This is a genomic window from Nitrospira sp. (assembly GCA_024998565.1).
GTDB lineage: Bacteria > Nitrospirota > Nitrospiria > Nitrospirales > Nitrospiraceae > Nitrospira_A.
On record JACOEM010000019.1, the window covers coordinates 1 to 16,554 of the forward strand.

The 16,554-nt window shown below is 60.6% G+C and carries 14 protein-coding genes; 5 read left to right on the plus strand and 9 right to left on the minus strand.

All coding sequences use genetic code 11. From position 1 onward, the window contains the following. Window positions 1–76: 76 nt before the first annotated feature. The 5 genes from H8K11_19425 to H8K11_19445 all read left to right on the plus strand — a co-directional run bounded on the left by H8K11_19425 (window position 77) and on the right by H8K11_19445 (window position 5,860). Window positions 77–220 (plus strand): hypothetical protein, encoded by a 144-nt coding sequence (locus H8K11_19425; protein MCS6265922.1) that lies wholly within the window; start codon window positions 77–79, stop codon window positions 218–220. A gap of 5 nt (window positions 221–225) precedes the next feature. Continuing rightward, window positions 226–1,221 carry a response regulator gene (locus tag H8K11_19430; GenBank protein MCS6265923.1) on the plus strand — a complete coding sequence of 332 codons (996 nt, stop codon included), beginning with the start codon at window positions 226–228 and terminating at the stop codon, window positions 1,219–1,221. 146 nt (window positions 1,222–1,367) lie between these two features. Continuing rightward, the gene (locus H8K11_19435; GenBank protein ID MCS6265924.1) at window positions 1,368–3,383 is read left to right on the plus strand and encodes a Gfo/Idh/MocA family oxidoreductase; all 2,016 of its coding nucleotides are present in this window, start codon (window positions 1,368–1,370) and stop codon (window positions 3,381–3,383) included. Window positions 3,384–3,622: 239 nt separating this feature from the next. Beyond that, entirely contained in the window at window positions 3,623–4,885 is a 1,263-nt protein-coding gene (locus tag H8K11_19440; GenBank protein ID MCS6265925.1) for a tetratricopeptide repeat protein, read from the plus strand. A 222-nt stretch (window positions 4,886–5,107) separates the two neighbouring features. Beyond that, window positions 5,108–5,860, plus strand: coding sequence for a hypothetical protein (locus H8K11_19445; GenBank protein ID MCS6265926.1), 753 nt, complete (start codon window positions 5,108–5,110; stop codon window positions 5,858–5,860). Between the two features lie 860 nt (window positions 5,861–6,720). Here the strand turns inward: H8K11_19445 and H8K11_19450 are convergent. The 9 genes from H8K11_19450 to ugpC form a co-directional block, all read right to left on the minus strand. Further along, entirely contained in the window at window positions 6,721–7,152 is a 432-nt protein-coding gene (locus H8K11_19450) for a TraR/DksA C4-type zinc finger protein (GenBank protein ID MCS6265927.1), read from the minus strand. 114 nt (window positions 7,153–7,266) lie between these two features. Continuing rightward, window positions 7,267–9,405: a polyphosphate kinase 1 gene (ppk1, locus tag H8K11_19455; GenBank protein ID MCS6265928.1), complete on the minus strand. Its 2,139-nt coding sequence runs from the start codon at window positions 9,403–9,405 to the stop codon at window positions 7,267–7,269. A gap of 100 nt (window positions 9,406–9,505) precedes the next feature. Then, the gene (locus tag H8K11_19460; GenBank protein MCS6265929.1) at window positions 9,506–10,411 is read right to left on the minus strand and encodes a hypothetical protein; all 906 of its coding nucleotides are present in this window, start codon (window positions 10,409–10,411) and stop codon (window positions 9,506–9,508) included. Between the two features lie 2 nt (window positions 10,412–10,413). Continuing rightward, window positions 10,414–12,087, minus strand: a complete 1,674-nt coding sequence (gene ilvD, locus H8K11_19465; protein MCS6265930.1) for a dihydroxy-acid dehydratase — start codon at window positions 12,085–12,087, stop codon at window positions 10,414–10,416. A gap of 233 nt (window positions 12,088–12,320) precedes the next feature. Then, a complete protein-coding gene (locus H8K11_19470) occupies window positions 12,321–12,680 on the minus strand; it encodes a PepSY domain-containing protein (protein MCS6265931.1) in 360 nt (119 codons plus the stop codon). A 32-nt stretch (window positions 12,681–12,712) separates the two neighbouring features. Continuing rightward, window positions 12,713–13,327 carry a hypothetical protein gene (locus H8K11_19475; protein MCS6265932.1) on the minus strand — a complete coding sequence of 205 codons (615 nt, stop codon included), beginning with the start codon at window positions 13,325–13,327 and terminating at the stop codon, window positions 12,713–12,715. 26 nt (window positions 13,328–13,353) lie between these two features. Continuing rightward, window positions 13,354–14,001, minus strand: a complete 648-nt coding sequence (locus tag H8K11_19480; GenBank protein MCS6265933.1) for an NAAT family transporter — start codon at window positions 13,999–14,001, stop codon at window positions 13,354–13,356. Between the two features lie 28 nt (window positions 14,002–14,029). Beyond that, window positions 14,030–15,061 carry a DnaJ domain-containing protein gene (locus tag H8K11_19485; protein ID MCS6265934.1) on the minus strand — a complete coding sequence of 344 codons (1,032 nt, stop codon included), beginning with the start codon at window positions 15,059–15,061 and terminating at the stop codon, window positions 14,030–14,032. A gap of 158 nt (window positions 15,062–15,219) precedes the next feature. Continuing rightward, on the minus strand, window positions 15,220–16,320 hold the full coding sequence (ugpC, locus tag H8K11_19490; protein ID MCS6265935.1) for a sn-glycerol-3-phosphate ABC transporter ATP-binding protein UgpC: 1,101 nt from the start codon (window positions 16,318–16,320) through the stop codon (window positions 15,220–15,222). Window positions 16,321–16,554 lie beyond the last annotated feature (234 nt).

Genomic DNA, 16,554 nt, shown 5'->3' on the forward strand with positions numbered 1-16,554 from the left:
GCATTCTAGGGGAGATCTGAACGAACGATGATGCCCGTTCCGCTTATACTACGGGATCGGAATTCCCAAGGACGGCGTGCTGAACAATCCCGATTCACTGGGGTTGGAACTTGTGACGCTGCTGGCAGAGAAGCTGGACGGCAGCACGGAACTCCGCAGTGGCGCCGGTACAGAATGGCAGATTCGCTTTCAGCAACTGCAATATTCAGAAAGGGTGTGAACGCCATGGAGCCAGCCAGCATCTTGATCGTGGAAGATGAACCCGTTGTGGCAAAGGACATTCAGTTGAGCCTGCAACGCTTAGGCTATCGCGTGCCGGCTACGGCAACCTCGGGAGAGGAAGCGATCCGTAAAGCCGACGATATGCACCCCGACCTGATTTTGATGGATATCGTGTTGAAGGGGAAAATGGACGGAGTGGAAACCGCCCTCCAGATTCAGCGCAAACAGGATGTGCCGGTCATCTACCTCACGGCCTATGCCGACAACCACACGCTGGAGCGCGCCAAAGTGACGTCTCCGGCCGGCTACATGTTGAAGCCGTATCAGGCACACGAACTGAGGCCCACGATTGAACTGGCGCTGCATCGTGCCCAGCATGAGCGGCACATGCGCGAGCGCTTGCGGTGGATTGCCACGACCATGCGTTGCATCGGCGACGGCATCGTGACGACCGATCGCGGCGGGCGAGTGGCCTATATGAATCCCGCCGCCGAGAGCCTGACGGGGTGGAGTCAGGACGATGCGGCAGGCATGGGCGTGACGGCGCTCCTGGGTTTTCACGAAGCCGGGCCGGGATATGAATCGGAGAGTCCGGTGCAGCAAGCGATGACGCAAGTGCGCATTGTGGCGATCGAGGAAGCCCTGCTGATCTCCAAGCAGGGTGGACGTCGAACCATTCGCGGCAGCGTGGCGCCGGTCGCCGACGACGGAGGGAGCGTGCTCGGCGCCGTGCTGGTGTTTCACGAGACCGCATCCGGCGAACGGGGCCTCCAGGCCTCTGAGAAGCAGGGGGACACGCTCTGGAAGATGGATGCGCGCCTCGGGCGTCCGCAGGGAATTATCAATTTGTGTTCCTGGTGCAAGCGTGTGCCGGACGAGTCCGGCGAGTGGTATGACCTGGCCACGTTTATCGCCGAGCGATCGGCAATCCAGTTCAACGGCGGGCTTTGCCCGGAATGTATGGATCAATGTTTCCCTTGCGACGGCAGGCATAAGTAGTTCGAGGCATGCGTGAACCCGTTCACCGGAGGTCCCTCGCACGTGTCGCTCATTGCCGCAGTCTTCCTCCCTGCGCTAATTTTCGAGAAGGCTTCAAGAATGCGTGAGAATAGACTATAGTAGCGCTGCACACTCACGCAGGACTTGTGACCAACTCTACTCTGACAACTCCAGACTCGCGCCCGTTGCGGATCGCGCTCATCGGCGCAGGCCGTCATGCCCAGCACCATGCCCGCGCTATTTTGCGCTGCCCCGGCGTGCAACTGGTGGCGGTGGCCGATCCGTCCGACGCCGCTCAAGCGGCGATGCGCGATATTGTTCCGGGTATCGGCTGTTTCAAGACGCCGGAGGAGCTGTTTGCCTCTGAACGTCTCAATGTGGTGCACATCATTACCCCGCCGGCCACTCATGCTCCGTTGGCCCGCATGGCGATCAAGGCCGGATGCCACATCTATGTAGAGAAGCCCTTTACCGAGTCGGTGGAGGACGCGCAACAGATCCTGGATGAGGCGGGCGGCAAAGGCCTCCGTGTCTGTGCAGGCCATCAACTGTTGTATGAACCACCCACCCGGGTCTTGACCCAGTACTTGCCGTCGATCGGGCGCGTCGTGCACGTCGAGAGCTACTTTTCCTTCCGGACCGTGCGTCATGCGCCGGGCGGCCGCAAGGTGCTACGCGCCGACCACCAATTGCTCGATATTCTGCCGCATCCGGTCTATCTGTTGCTGCAGGTGTTGGAGCAGGCCGGGGAGGGCCGTACCGAGCTGCTGTCTTTGGAAGTGAGTCAGGCCGGAACCGTGCACGCGTTGGTGCGGCGCGGCGGCGTGACCGGCACGTTGATCGTGACGCTCGAAGGGCGCCCGGTGGAGAGTTATCTGCGGGTTGTCGGGAAGAACGGGTCGTTGTTTGCCGACTATGTTCGCAGCACCACGCAGCGGGCCATCGGTCCCGGCTCGTCCGGCATCGATAAGTTATTCGCGCCTTACCGGCAGGCCTGGCAATTGCTGATCGGCACGACCTCCGCGATGGCGAACCGATTCCTCAAGAGTCAGCGAAGTTATCCCGGGCTGGCCGAACTGTTTACCGCTTTCTATGAGTCCGCGCGGACGGGCGGGCCGTCGCCCTTGTCGCCGGAGAGTTTACTGGAGACCGTGCGCATCTGTGAGCGCGTGGCGAAGGCCCTGAAGGTCGGCGAGGCCAAGGCCCTGGCTGACGCTGCGCCGAAGCCGGTCGAGAGCCGGGGCGTGCTGGTCACCGGAGGCACCGGGTTTCTCGGAAAAGAAATCGTGCGGACGCTGCTGTCGCGCGGCCGCCCTGTTCGTGTGGTGGCGCGACGTGAGCCGTCCCCCTGGGAGCGGATTGCGGGTGCCGAATATGTGGTGGCCGATGTGGCCACGGGAGCCGCTGCGCAGCTGTTCAAGGGGGTGGATACCGTCATTCATGCCGCGGCAGAAACCGCCGGTGGGTGGCCGGAGCATCAGCGTAACTCGTTGGATGCCACCGAACAGATGGTTCGCGGTGCCGATGCGGCGGGGATTACCCACTTCGTCCATGTCAGCAGTCTCGCCGTCTTGGCGCAAGGCAACGGCCGGCCCATCGGCGACGACCATCCGTTGGAGCCGGACAGCAAGGGGTCCGGTCCCTATGTCTGGGGAAAGTTGGAATCCGAACGGTTGGCGGTTCAACTCGGCAAAGAACTCGGTCTCTCCGTGAAAGTGATTCGTCCCGGGGCATTGGTCGACTATCGCGATTTTGACCCGCCGGGCCGGCTCGGTAAGCGGTTGGGAAATATCTTTGTGGCCGTCGGTTCGCCGGGCGATCGTCTGGGTGTGGTAGATGTCGGTTTTGCCGGCCGCTTCCTTGGCTGGATGACGGACGCGTGGGACAACGTGCCCAGCCCCTTGAACCTCCTCGATCCTGTTTCACCGACCAAGCAGGAACTGCTGGATCGTCTCCGGCAAGCCAACCCGGATCTCACGGTGGTCTGGCTGCCGAGGTTTGTCTTGGTTCCCCTCTCCTGGCTCGCGACGCTCGCGCAGAAAATCCTGCGGCCCGGGAAGCCGGCTATTGATGTCGCCAAGGTGTTCAGCGTCCTTCCCTACGATACTTCCGGGATTGCAAAGCTGGCTCCTCAGGTCGATCACGCCTCCGAGAAACGATAACCGTCTCTGCCGCATGGTCCGTATCCTTGTTGATGATAGGCTCGGGGCCGATTCATCCACCTGATCGAAATGAGTGTATTCCGGGAAGTACTTGAAAAATATAGGAATGCCGGAGGGGTCGAAAAAGATGCCCTCGCGGGGTTGATTTGAGGCGTCAGAGGGGGTAAGTCTTAGGAGTATTCTACGAGCAAGGCCAGTCCCCAAACGGCAATCGTCTCACCACCGAAGAGTTGATCATCATGAACATTGGATTGAATGCGCGTGCGCTGACCATCGGTCTGGCCTTTCTGGGCGTCGTCTCAGGATGCGCGGTAGACCAGCGCTGGCGTTCAGCCATGCAGGAAGGCAATCACGCCCTGCGTTCCGGCGACTACACGCATGCGGAGGAATCCTTTGTGGCTGCTCGCAAGGAAGCAGAGGTGCTCGATCCACAAGGGAAACGTTTGGCCGAGACGTTGAGTCAGCTGGGCGAAGTGAATCGTGAGTTGGGGCGGTTTCCACGCGCCGAAGCACTCTTTCAGGAAGCCCTGGCGATCAGGGAGCGCGTGTATGGGCCCGCCCACGCCGAGACGGCTTCCAGCCTGACCGACCTGGGCGAACTCTACCGCCTGCAGGGACTCTATACACAGTCCGAAGCGCTTCATCAACGGGCACGGGAAATCCGCGAGCAAGTGTTCGGCGCGGACCATAGCAAGACAGCCGAGAGTTTGAACAATATTGCTGTGGTCTATCAGGATCAACGACGCTTCGCCGACGCCGAGCCCGTCTTGCAGCGCGCACTCGGGATTCTTGAAAAACAACTCGGGCCGGAACACAGCACGACGGCCATCACGCGCGACAACCTGGCGAAGATGTATCAGGCGCAGGGGCAGCATGCTCGCGCGATGCCGTTGTATCAGCGGGCCTTGACGATTCATGAAAAGGCCTTCGGTCCTCACCATCCGATCGTGGCCAGGAATCTTGAGAATCTTGCGGATACGTACCGGGCCCAAAATCAATACCCTCAAGCCGAAGTGCTGTATCAACGCGCAGTCAGCATTTTTAAAAAGTCTCTCGGCAACGACCATGTCGATACCGCCGAGGCGATGAGTCGCTTGGGACAACTCTATGAGTTGCAGGGACTCTACTCCCAGGCGGAGCCGCTCTTTCAGCAGGCGATCGCAATCCGGGAAAAGCAGCAGGGCGCGGAGAGCCCTCACGTCGCGGGTGAACTCAAAAACCTGGCGGGACTCTATCAATCGCAGAATAAGCTGGAACAGTCCGAAGATCTCTATAAGCAGTCGCTGGTGATCTATGAACAGTCCGTCGGGTATGATCGCGAGGCCTACGTGAAGGCCTTGAAGAGTTATGCGTCCTTGCTGAGGCGCAGGCAGCGGTCCGGCGAAGCCGAGCGTCTTGAGGAGCGAGCCAAGGCGGTCTTGAAGCGGCTCTCACTGGAGAACCAGAGCCAGGGGAAAACTGCTGCGGATGTTCCGCTTGCTCCGGTTGCGCCGGTGCCATAGGGTAGCCGCTGTGCGGCCCGTTTCTCCCGCCTCCCACTGCTGAAACATCTGCTCCATTCGCATCCCTTGCCCGTACGCTCACCACGGCATTTGCCGCCCGTCTCTCGCATGGAAGATCGGTTCGAGGCTGATACTCGCCGGAAGTATCGCTTGAGGCAGTACGCCCAATCCCCTACACTGTGGCCGCGAACCGGTCAGTTTGATCCACCCAGAGGGACCTCCATGAATCGAATAGTGATTGCGCTGCTGACCCTGGTCGTTTTGACCACCGGGGCCTGTGCCGGTAAACCTCCGAAGAAACAGTTCCAGCGTCTGGCGGGTGAATTTGTCTCCCCGGTCCACATTACGAAGCCGGTCGATCAGCAGAGTGCGGTCATCGGGATCACAATCAAGAGTCCGGCCTGGGTGCCCAACACTGAAGATCGTTTGTATTTGGTAAAGGTCGAGAACGAGCGCGATCTCTTCGAAGGCTCCAAGCTGATTCCGACCAGCATTCTGGCTCCGCCTCCCGGGGCCGGTGGAGGCGGGACGGTCTATGTGCAGAATGTCCCGCCCGGGCGGTATGCGGCCGTGGCATTCAGCACCTCGGAGAAGGGATTCGGTAAGGTACGCGAAGTCACGTTATTCCTGTTACCCAAGACGGTCGTGAAGCAAAGCGATACGACGGTAGTTCCCGGCAGTATCAGTTTTATGGGGGAATATGAAGTCGGCGCCTCGACGATGGTCCTGCAGGAGAAGGCGGCCGATCCGGTGCAGGAACATTACTTCGAAGCATTTTGGGGCAAGCCGCTGGCCCAGGTCATAGCCGAACTGCAGATGATCGGTACCCCGGCGTATTTCGCCGTGCACACGGTCAGCGTCAAGCAGGGGAGTCGGGACGCCGCCGCCGAAGAGCGGTTCCTGGCTGCCGCCAAGCGCGACCTTGAACCGGCCTGGGCACTGGTGATCGAACGGCGTGGAGTGGCAGCGAAGTAGGCCATGGTGACGCATGTGTCCGATGCAGCGCCTCTCCGTTGTGTGCCTCGATCGTGTGATGGCCTGAATCGAAGCCCCTGCGTCCAGAACGCAGGGGCAACTTTCGGAAGAATCAAACGTACTCCTCCGGCAATCCTCACCTGTTAACACACAATTTACCTTGCCCGGACGTGCCTGTGTCCTTTGCACTGTAGTCTGATGAGGACCCGCTTACTCTCAGCACAGGAGGAGTCCTATGCGCCTCATAAGGCAAGGCATTCAGATGTATCGGTCTCGTCCGCGCCGCCAGGATATTTTGTCTCTCCGCCAGACAAGGCCGAGGATCAACGGCCTGTGCCTGGAGTGTCGAAAGGAGATTCCCTTCATACAACTGAGACACCGGCCGCACGCGACCTTGTGCACAAGCTGTGTTCAAGAACGTCTCGACTGTCTGTCTGCGGATGCGCTCTAGCCCCGACCATTCATGAATAGTCGGGCCTAGTTGCGAGGGCATCCGCTGGCCTGAACAATCGTTGCACGCGGCTAGGGTCGCGCAACGGCATCGTACTGAGGATGGGACGTGTCGGTTGTCCATGCCGAGGTGTCTGACCCTGGTCATGCGGTCATCGTCAGGGAACCTTGCCTTTCGACTCACCGCTCCCCGATTATTCCGCTCTACCTGTCCTGACTGTTTCTCTCTATCAATGATCGGGTGAGCAGGCAGGCTTGGACCTGTGTAGGGTCAGGGGCGCGTCCTCGTAGGCGCTCGGTTTCGAGTCAAAATGGGTGGGCTGTTCCGCTCCGGCTCAGAAGAGGGGAACAGCCCGGGAGAGAGGTGCGGAGAGGTGGACGCAGCTCAGCTCCCAATCGATAGCCTCATGTTAGGATCGGTAGACCTCCTCGGCGGGCTTGTCGAGTCTCCATGCCGTGCTCCGCAGCGAAGCACGTTCTTCAGCCAGGCTTTTACACGTGACACAGAGCATCGCATCGGGCTGCGCGCGGAGTCGTGACAGGGGGATGTCCGTTCGGCAGCGATGGCAGATGCCGTATGAGGTGTCGAGCATGCGGTTGAGGGCGCGTTCGATCTGCCTCAGTTTGGCATAGGCCCGTTGTGCGATGAGGTCGTCGATCATCCGCTCCTGTTCGCAGGCGGCCAGATCGAGGACATCAGCAGGCAGGCCTTGTTCTGTTTGCGGCAGCGGTCGGGACATGACCTGTGCGAAGAGCGTGCGGCGGCTTCGAAGCAGGTGCGTGCGTAACGAGGCAAAGGCCCGGTGGCGTGGATGGAGTCGGACGACCTGCGTGACACTCATGGGGCTCCCCTCCTCATGGTCCTGCCCGTAGCATAGGCGGCTGAAGTGACAACCGTATCAGCGAGCGGTTAAGGAGGGGTTAATAACGACGAGCGGCTGCGTCGGCAGGAGGCATTAGGTGACGAGCTTGTTCATGAGCCATTGCTGGGACGAACGAGCGGCCCGGCGTCCTGGCGTCTGCCGCTTGTAGGTTCCGTCTCGATGGAGAATCCAGGCGTGGGTATTGTCTTCGAGGTAGGGACGGAGCCCTTCGTCGATCACGCGCTGACGTAATGTCTTATCCAGAACAGGGAAGGCGACTTCGATGCGCCGGAAGAAATTGCGATCCATCCAATCGGCGCTCGAGAGAAAGACCCGATCGTCGCCGTCGTTGAGGAAATAGAAAATCCGGCTATGCTCGAGGAATCGCCCGATGATCGAACGTACCCGAATGTGTTCCGAGAGACCCGCGATGCCGGGTCGTAAGGCGCAGGGACCCCGGACGATCAAGTCGATTTTCACTCCGGCTTGAGAGGCCTTGTAGAGGGCCCGGATGATGTGGGGCTCCAGGAGCGCATTCATCTTCGCGATGATGTGGGCCGGCCGGCCCTGCTTGGCCCTGTCGGTTTCACGCCCGATCCATTTCAACAATGTGGCATGCAGGGTAAAGGGCGATTGAAGAAGATGTTTGAGCCGCCCCGGACGTCCCAAGGAGGTCAGTTGTTGAAATACCGTGCGGACGTCCCGTCCGATTGCCGCATCGCAGGTGAGTAATCCGAAGTCGGTATAGAGCCGCGCATTGCGGGCGTGATAGTTGCCGGTTCCGAGGTGGGTGTAGCTCCGCAGCATCCGGCCTTCCCGTCGAAGCACGAGACTCATTTTTGCGTGGGTCTTGTGTCCGACCACACCGTACACCACATGGGCGCCGGCCTCCTCCAAATCGTGCGCCAGCTCGATGTTGGCCTCTTCGTCGAAACGGGCGCGCAGTTCGATCACCACGGTCACTTCTTTCCCGCCTCGCGCCGCATCCACCAGGGATTGCACGATGGCGGAATCCGCCCCTGTGCGATAGAGGGTTTGCTTGATGGTGAGGACGTGCGGGTCTGTGGCCGCCTGGCGGAGAAACTCGGTTACCGGCGCGAAGGACTGATAGGGGTGATGCAGCAGGATGTCGCCTTGCCTGATGGCGTCGAACCAGTCTTCGCTCGGCACCGGCGTCGTGGGGATGCCGGGGGTGAAGGGCTGAAATTTCAAATCGGGCCGATCCACCAGGTCGGGCACGGCCATCAGTCGATGCAGATTGACCGGCCCATGGCATTGATACACGTCGCGCGCATCGAGATGAAACTGTTCGCGCAGGAAATAGACGAGATCGGGTGGGCAGTTGTCCGCCACTTCCAGCCGCACCTCGTCGCCGAAACGCCGCTCGGGCAGCTGACCTTCGAGTGCACGCCGAAGATCGTCGACGTCCTCCTCATCCACGAAGAGGTTACTGTTCCGTGTGACGCGGAATTGATAACACCCGGTGACGTGCATGCCGGGAAAAAGCTGGTGCACGAACGCATGGATCACCGACGACAAAAAGGCAAAGTCGTGAGGCCAGGCGGCATTGCGCACCGGCAGGTGAATCACGCGCGGGAGCGACCGCGGGACTTGGACGATGGCGGTTCCGTTGGGCCGACCGAAGGCATCGGTTCCCTCCAGCGTCACCAGAAAATTGAGACTCTTGTTGAGCAGTTTCGGAAAAGGATGCGCGGGATCCAGGCCCACCGGACTCAGAAGCGGGAGCAGTTCGCGCGAAAAAAACCGGCGCATCCAGCGAATGTGCGACGGCATCCAATCGGCGCGCTTGAGAAACCGGATCCGTTGGTCGGCCAGCTGGGGAATCAGTGATTGATTGAGGACGACGTATTGCTCGTGTACCAGTTGGTGCGTCAGCATGGCAATGCGGGCCAGCAGTTCGGACGGGGTCAGTCCGTCGGCGCCCCGTTGTTCGACTCCATGGGTTACCTGTTCCTTCAGGCCCGCCACGCGGACCTCGAAGAACTCGTCGAGATTGGAGCTCACGATGCAGAGGAACTTCAATCGTTCCAGCAACGGGACCTTTTGATCTTTCGCCAGATCGAGGACACGCCGGTTGAATTCCAGGAGGCTGAGCTCGCGATTCAGGTACCATTCCGGCCGGGAAAGGTCACTCGTAGCCGGCCGGTGCGCCCTCGTCTTCGGCGTCGATGCGTGGGGCTGATCTTCTGAAGGTGTCTGTGTCGATGACATAACCAGTGGGTCGGCAGTGTATCTCAGCCGTGCGAAACGGCGGATCAAGAATCGGTTAATTTTTTACCATGCTGCCGGACTGTCCACATGGCAGCCGGTGTCACAGGGCGCATCCGATGCGGGCGGTGGAGACCACGAAGTTATCGAAGTATCGCTGTTGAATCTGAGCAAACGGGACGGAGGTCCAATACTGCTCCAGGTACACCGCGTTAATGCCGTAGTCACGATAGGTGCCGATCCAATTGATTCCGGTTCGTTGCGCGTCGAGTCGATCGTTGAGCCAATATTCCAAAATGCCGTCGCCGGCATCGCCGTGGTTCAGCTTCATGTGGACTTCGATGCACAACCACTTTCCGATGTTAGGCGGGCTGAACAGCGGCGTCTGCCCGCCGGCCGCTCCGAGCCAGCGCAGGCGGGGGAAATCATTGTACGTGGTCGTGCGCAACTCACCGAACTCGTCGGTTCCGGACGCCGGGTCGATGTAGAGCCGGTCGGGATCTGAATCGGGCAGCGCTCCGCTCCACAGGTGGCCGATGGCGGCTTGTGCAAACCGGTCGCTGGAGAGAATCGTGGCTCTGGTGAGTTTGTCGGCGCCACCGCCGGTCCAGCCGGGCTGAAGCCGCAGATCGAACCGCCAGTAGATGTCGCGGTATTTGGCCGTCCCGGCATCGACTGGTTTCATATAGTCGCTTGGGGTCTTGCCGAACGCCAGGTGAAGGGAACCCCCGTGAGGATCGCCGGGCAGGTATTCTGCTCGCATGCCGGTTGAGCGGTCGACCCCTGCCCCGGCTTCGCGGACGAACCGACCGTGCCGGATGTCGTACTCGAAGTAGTGGCTTAAACGGTCGATCTCGAAATCATCGCACCAGATCCATTCGGGGTGGCGACTCTGCCAATCTGCGCACGGGGCCTGGTGCGGCTCACCGGCGTCGCTACCGCTTGGCCCGAAGAGGCAGGCGGCGGCGCAGAGCGCCGCCACGAGACCCCATCGAGACCGAATTACCATGGTTAGGTGGTCACCGCCCCTTCGGAGGCGGAAGAGACGTGGCGGGCGTATTTCCCCATCACGCCGGACAGGTAGCGAGGGGACGGATGCTTCACCTTCTTCAGGCGCGCGGCCAGTTCCTTCTGAGTCACGTTGACGTCGAGGCGTCGCTTCGTGATGTCGAAGGTGATGATGTCGCCGGTCTTCACCGCCGCGATCGGACCACCCTTGATGGCTTCCGGCGCGACATGTCCGGCCATCAGGCCGTGGGTGGCTCCGGAGAAGCGACCGTCTGTGAGCAAGGCGACGGAGTCGCCGAGTCCTGCTCCGACGATGGCGGCCGTCACGCCGAGCATTTCCCGCATGCCCGGGCCTCCCGAGGGGCCCTCGTATCGAATGACGACCACATCCCCGGCTTTGATCTTCCCGGCCTGTACGGCCTTGAAAGCATCTTCTTCGCGTTCGTACACCTTGGCCGGTCCGCTGAAATGCAGGATGGAATGGCCCGCGACTTTCACGACACAACCTTCCGGCGCGAGGTTGCCCTTCAGAATGACCAGGCCGCCGGTCGGCTTGATCGGTTTGGACAGCGGCCGTAAGACTTGTTGGTCCGGCTTTTCGGTGGCGGCGTTGGCCTCTTCGCCGATCGTCCGTCCGGTAACGGTGATCTGGTCCGGGTGCAGGATCTTCGCATCGATCAGGCGTTTCGCCACCAGGGTCGTGCCACCGGCCGCGTAGAGATCCGCCGCGGTGAAATGACCGCCCGGCTTCAGATCGGCCAGCAACGGCACCTTCCGGTTGATCTTGTCGAAATCGTCGATGGTGAGGCGCACCCCCATTTCGCGTGCCACGGCCAGCAGGTGCAACACGGCATTCGTCGATCCACCGGTCGTCGCGACGGCGGCGATGGCATTTTCAATCGAGCGGCGCGTGATGATCTGTTTGGGGCGAATGTCTTTCTTGAGCAGATCCATGACCAATTTGCCGCACTCGAACGCCACATCGTCCTTGCGCGCATCCATGGCTGGGACCCCGTTGCGTCCCATCGGCGAGATGCCGAGGAATTCAAATGCAATGGCCATCGTGTTGGCGGTGAACTGGCCGCCGCAGGCACCGGGGCCCGGACAGGCATGGTCTTCGAGATCCTTGAGTTCCGCATTCGTCATGGTGCCGGCGGCATGTTTGCCGACCGCTTCGAACACGTCCTGAATCGTCACGTCGTGTCCCTGGAACTGTCCCGGCATGATGGAGCCGCCGTAGATCATGAGGGATGGGACGTTCAGACGGCAGAGCGCCATGACAGTGCCGGGAATGGTCTTGTCGCATCCCGAGAGGGCCACGACCCCGTCGAGCAAATGCCCGCGGGCGACCAGTTCAATGGAGTCGGCAATGACTTCCCGGCTGATGAGCGAGGCTTTCATCCCCTCGGTGCCCATGGAAATGCCGTCCGACACCGCGATGGTGTTGTATTCGATCGGGGTGCCGCCTGCCGCGCGGATACCGGCCTTCACCCGTTCCGATAATCGGCGGAGGTGAAAGTTGCAGGGCATGACCTCGATCCAGGTGTTGGCGACGCCGATCAGCGGGCGTTCGAGGTCGGCATCGGTAAATCCGACGGCTTTCAGCATGGCGCGGGCCGGTGCGCGGCCTGGTCCGTCGAGCAAGTTGTGGCTTTTGTGTCGTGGGTCGATCGTCATGGAAACTCCTTCATTTACGGGATCGGAAGACTGCCGTTCAGCATGGAGCGTGTGCAGATTGGATCGCAAACTTTCGCATAGATGAGCGCAAAGGGTCAATCCGCCGGTCTGGAGATCGGCCGTCGCTGAGCTTGGAAATGGCAAGCAGGGGAACGGGTGGGGCAGATGAATCGGGACGGGTTGAGACGAATGCGGCAGGATCGTATCTGAAGCACGACCCTGCCGCAGGAACCTTAGTGCTTCTCTTTCTTGCCCTTCTTCTCGTGCTTCGCTTGTTTGTCTTCCTTATCGATGATGGTGCCGGTGCCCGCGTCGATGTGAACTTCCGTCATTTTGCCGTCGGCTCCCAGCACTTCGACTTCCCAGACCGTCTTGTCGTGCTTCTTTTCGAGCTCGGCTTCGACGGCACGGCCGGGAATCGCATCCAGCGCGGTCTTAATAGCCTGGTCGATGGTGACCTTGGCATCCTTCACCAACTCGGCGGCGTCACACTTCTCATCCTTGCCTTTGTGCCCCTTGTCACTCCAGGCAGGAGTGCTCGTGACACAGAGTGCCGCGACCATCAGGGCGGGTACTGCAACGTGCTTGATCATGTGTGACCTCCGGTTCTATGCAGGGTGTAGGGTTATTGGGGCTTCGCCTCGCCGTGCGGATTGGCACTGTGCGGGTTCGCGCCGTGGGGGTTGCCGCCATGCGGATTCTTGCCGTGGGGAGCGGCCTGGCCCGCGCCCTTGTGCTGCTGCATCATCTTCTCGTGCTCGGCCTGTTCCTTCGCGCGTTGTTCCGGGGTCAGCAGTGCGAGGGCTTCCCGTCTGGTCTTGATCGACAGCACGCGGAGTCCGATCTGCACGTCGGCGCTTTGCTTGAGCTTGGCTTCGATGGCGGACAAATCCGACTTCTCATCGTCGTTCAGTGCCTTCACTTCCCGTTCGGCGACCTGGATGTCGGCTTCCATCTTGATCCGGTTCTTATCGAGGTTGAGTTGGAGATCCTTGAGCTTGGCGACCTGGTCGGCGCTCAATCCGATGTCCTTTTCATGCTTCAAGAGGTGACGGATGAGGTGGCCTGCGCCGCCGTGCATCATCATTTCCATCATTGCGGCGCCCATGCCGTGCTGGCCCTTCTCGTAGCCGCCGCCGTGTCCGCCATATCCACCTTCGGGGTTCGCCCAGGCGGGGGAGATCGTCAACGCGCAGGCGATGGCCGAAGCGGTGGCAAATGTGAACAGTTTCGTCGTCATTCGTTCCTCCTTCAGTTTGAGAGCGATTAATGTCCGGTCAACCCGCGTAACAGCCCTTGGTCTCCGGTGAGGGCGTTCACCATAAATTGAACGGCCAGCGCGGCGAGCAACAGGCCCATCAGCCGGGAAATGATTTTCTCGGCAATGGGATTGAGCCACTTCGCGCTGCGTGCGCCGATCGCTAATATAATGTAACTCGCCAACCCGATCAGTACAAGGCATCCCAACAATACGGCATGCAACATCCATGTGGTGGCCTGCGTTTCCAGCAGGATGATCGTCGAGATTGCGGCCGGCCCTGCCAGCATGGGGATGGCGAGCGGGGTGACGGCGATGTCGTCCTTGTTGGTGCCGGCCGCCGTTTCCGCCGCCGTTTCCTGCACCGTGGACCGTTGCGCCCTCAACATGTCCAGCGCGACCAGTAATAGGATCAGCCCGCCGGCGATCTGCACCGCGGGCAAGGTAATGCCCAGCAATTTGAGGATGGTTTGCCCGAACAGGGCGAATCCCGTGAGGAGGGCGACGCTCACCAGACAGGCGACGCGCGCAGTCCGGAGCCGCTGCGCCACGGAATCCCGCGGGGTCATGGCGAGGAAGGCCGGGACCACGGCGATGGGATCGACAATCACGAAAAGCGAACTGAACGCGAGGAGCGCGTATTCGGCGATAGTCATAGAAGGGATCGGCTCGGGGCTGCGCTACTCAGGATGAACTGCGTCTCGATGCGGCGATGATCTCGGCCCGGGGATCGCTGTGGCGGGCGTGGCTCAACTGTTCGTAGAGCGCCCGCTCTTCGTCGGAAATGCCGGTGGGCATGACGATTTTTAGCTTCAGGAAGAGATCTCCCTGTTCACCGGTCGAGGTCGGGAGGCCCTTGCCCTTCAGCCGAAGCTTGCTATCGGCTTTGCTGCCCGGGGGAATTTTCACCTTCACCGGTTCCGTCAGGGTCGGAGCCATCACTTCAGCGCCCAGCGCCGCCTCCCATGGCCAGACAGGAAGGGTGACCTGAATATCGAATCCCTTTTGGCGAAAGACGCCGTTGGCCTGGATATGGACGCGCAGATAGAGGTCTCCCGGTTTGCCTCCATTGATGCCTGGTTGTCCCTTGCCCGCCAGGCGGACACGGGTCTCATTCTGCACACCGGCCGGAATGCGGACTTCGATCGTGCGTTTTTCAGCCTGGGTGCCGGCGCCGCCGCACACGACACAGGGACGGCCGCGCACGATGGCACTGCCGCCGCAAGCCTTGCAGGTGACGCGTTCGGTGAGATCGATGCGCCGGGTGACCCCGGTCAGGACGTCGCGGATGGTGAGATGGACATCGGTTTCCAGATCTTCCCCATCGACGGCGAATCCCGACGAGGTTCCTCCGCCACGGCCCCGTCCGCCGAAAAAGGTCTCAAAGATATCGCCGAAGTCGCCGCTGAATCCGCCGGCCTGGCCGCCACGTCCCGCTTGGGCGCCGGCCTGTTGGCGCGCCTGCTCATAGGCTTCCGCCTGTTCCCAGTTCGAGCCGTACTGGTCGTATTTCTTTCGCTTGTCCGGGTCCGACAGTACCTCGTGCGCTTCGTTCAATTCTTTGAACTTCTTCTCCATCTCCGTTTTTTTTGTGCCGGTATGGAGATCGGGATGGATTTCACGGGCGCGGCGGCGAAAGGCCTTCTTGATGTCGTCGGCCGTCGCGTTCCGTGGCACACCGAGGATGTCGTAATAACCGCGTTGAGATGTGGCCATCAGGGTCTATCCGTGGAGAATCATTCGATGCGCGCAGACGAAGAGTGCAATCCTTTCCGGAGCTTACGAGGTCTCCGGACGCATTGCAAGCGAACTCATGGTTTTTCTCTTCCGCCGCCGTTGTCCTTATGAAAGAGATAAGAGAGCCCGGGGCACAGTCAAGTGGGCCTGGTGGTGGGCGGGTCGAAACGGCGGTTGTCGATGAAGAGATGCAGTTTATCGATTGGAAAAAAGAGTGTCACTGTTTGTCCCTGCACTCTGTCGGCGCGGCGGGCCGTACGCACCACGAGGCGACGCTCGCCGACCCGGCAATGCAGAAGCAGGTCCGCCCCGAGATCCTCCACCAGTTCCACCGTTCCTGTTACCTGCAGCGTTTCAGGCAACTCCCGGAGCGCGATGTCTTCCGGGCGGATTCCGAGCGTGACGGCGGATTTCTTCGTCGAATGAGATGAGGCCAGCCCAGCCGGAAGCGGGAAGGTTAGGCCGTTGCCTTTGAGGACGGTCTTTCCGCCTTCTGTCATGAGGCTGCCTTCCCAGAGGTTCATCGGGGGTGTTCCTATAAAAGAGGCGACGAAGGGATCGGCTGGTGCGGCGTACGTGCGATGGGGCTCATCAGCTTGTCGGATGCGGCCGCCCTCAATGACCACGATGCGGTCGCCCAGCGTCATGGCTTCCACTTGATCGTGGGTGACATAGATCATGGTGGCCTGCAGACGCTGCTGCAGCTTTTTGAGTTCGATACGCATCGAGGTGCGCAGTTGTGCATCCAGGTTAGAGAGCGGTTCATCGAACAGGAACAGCTTCGGCTTACGCACGATGGCCCGCCCCATCGCGACGCGCTGCCGCTGCCCGCCCGACAGGTCTTTTGGTTTGCGGTCGAGGAGGGGCTCAATTTCCAGGAGCTGCGCGGCTTCGGCGATGCGGGTTTCAATCGTGTCGCGCGGGACTCGGCGCATCTTTAGCGCAAAGGCGAGGTTCTCGCGAACGGAAAGGTGCGGGTAGAGCGCGTACTGCTGAAACACCATGGCAATATCACGCTTCGCGGGCGGCAAGTGATCGACCTCCTTTCCGTCGATGAGCACCTGCCCCGACGTCTGGGATTCGAGCCCGGCGATAATGCGCAGGAGCGTCGATTTGCCACAACCGGAAGGCCCAAGCAGAATCGTGAAGCTCCCATCCGGAACCTGCAGCGAAATATCGCGCAGCACGGGCTGGTCATGGAACGATTTTGAAACACCCCGCAGTTCCAATTCAGCCATGATGGTTCCCTTCGAATCGCATGGTGCTCACAAGCAGGCCATTCAGAACGGCCGTCCAGCAAGGCCGCAGGAAACACGGCGACTGAAGCGCGCCCTCCTGGTACGTTGCAGGGAGACGTGCGACCGAGAACGAAGTTGGCGATCGTTCTGGATAGCCTGCTAGCCTTTTACAGCCCCGGCGGATAGCCCGCTCACAATCCATCGTTGGCATAACAACACGACCACGATCAAGGG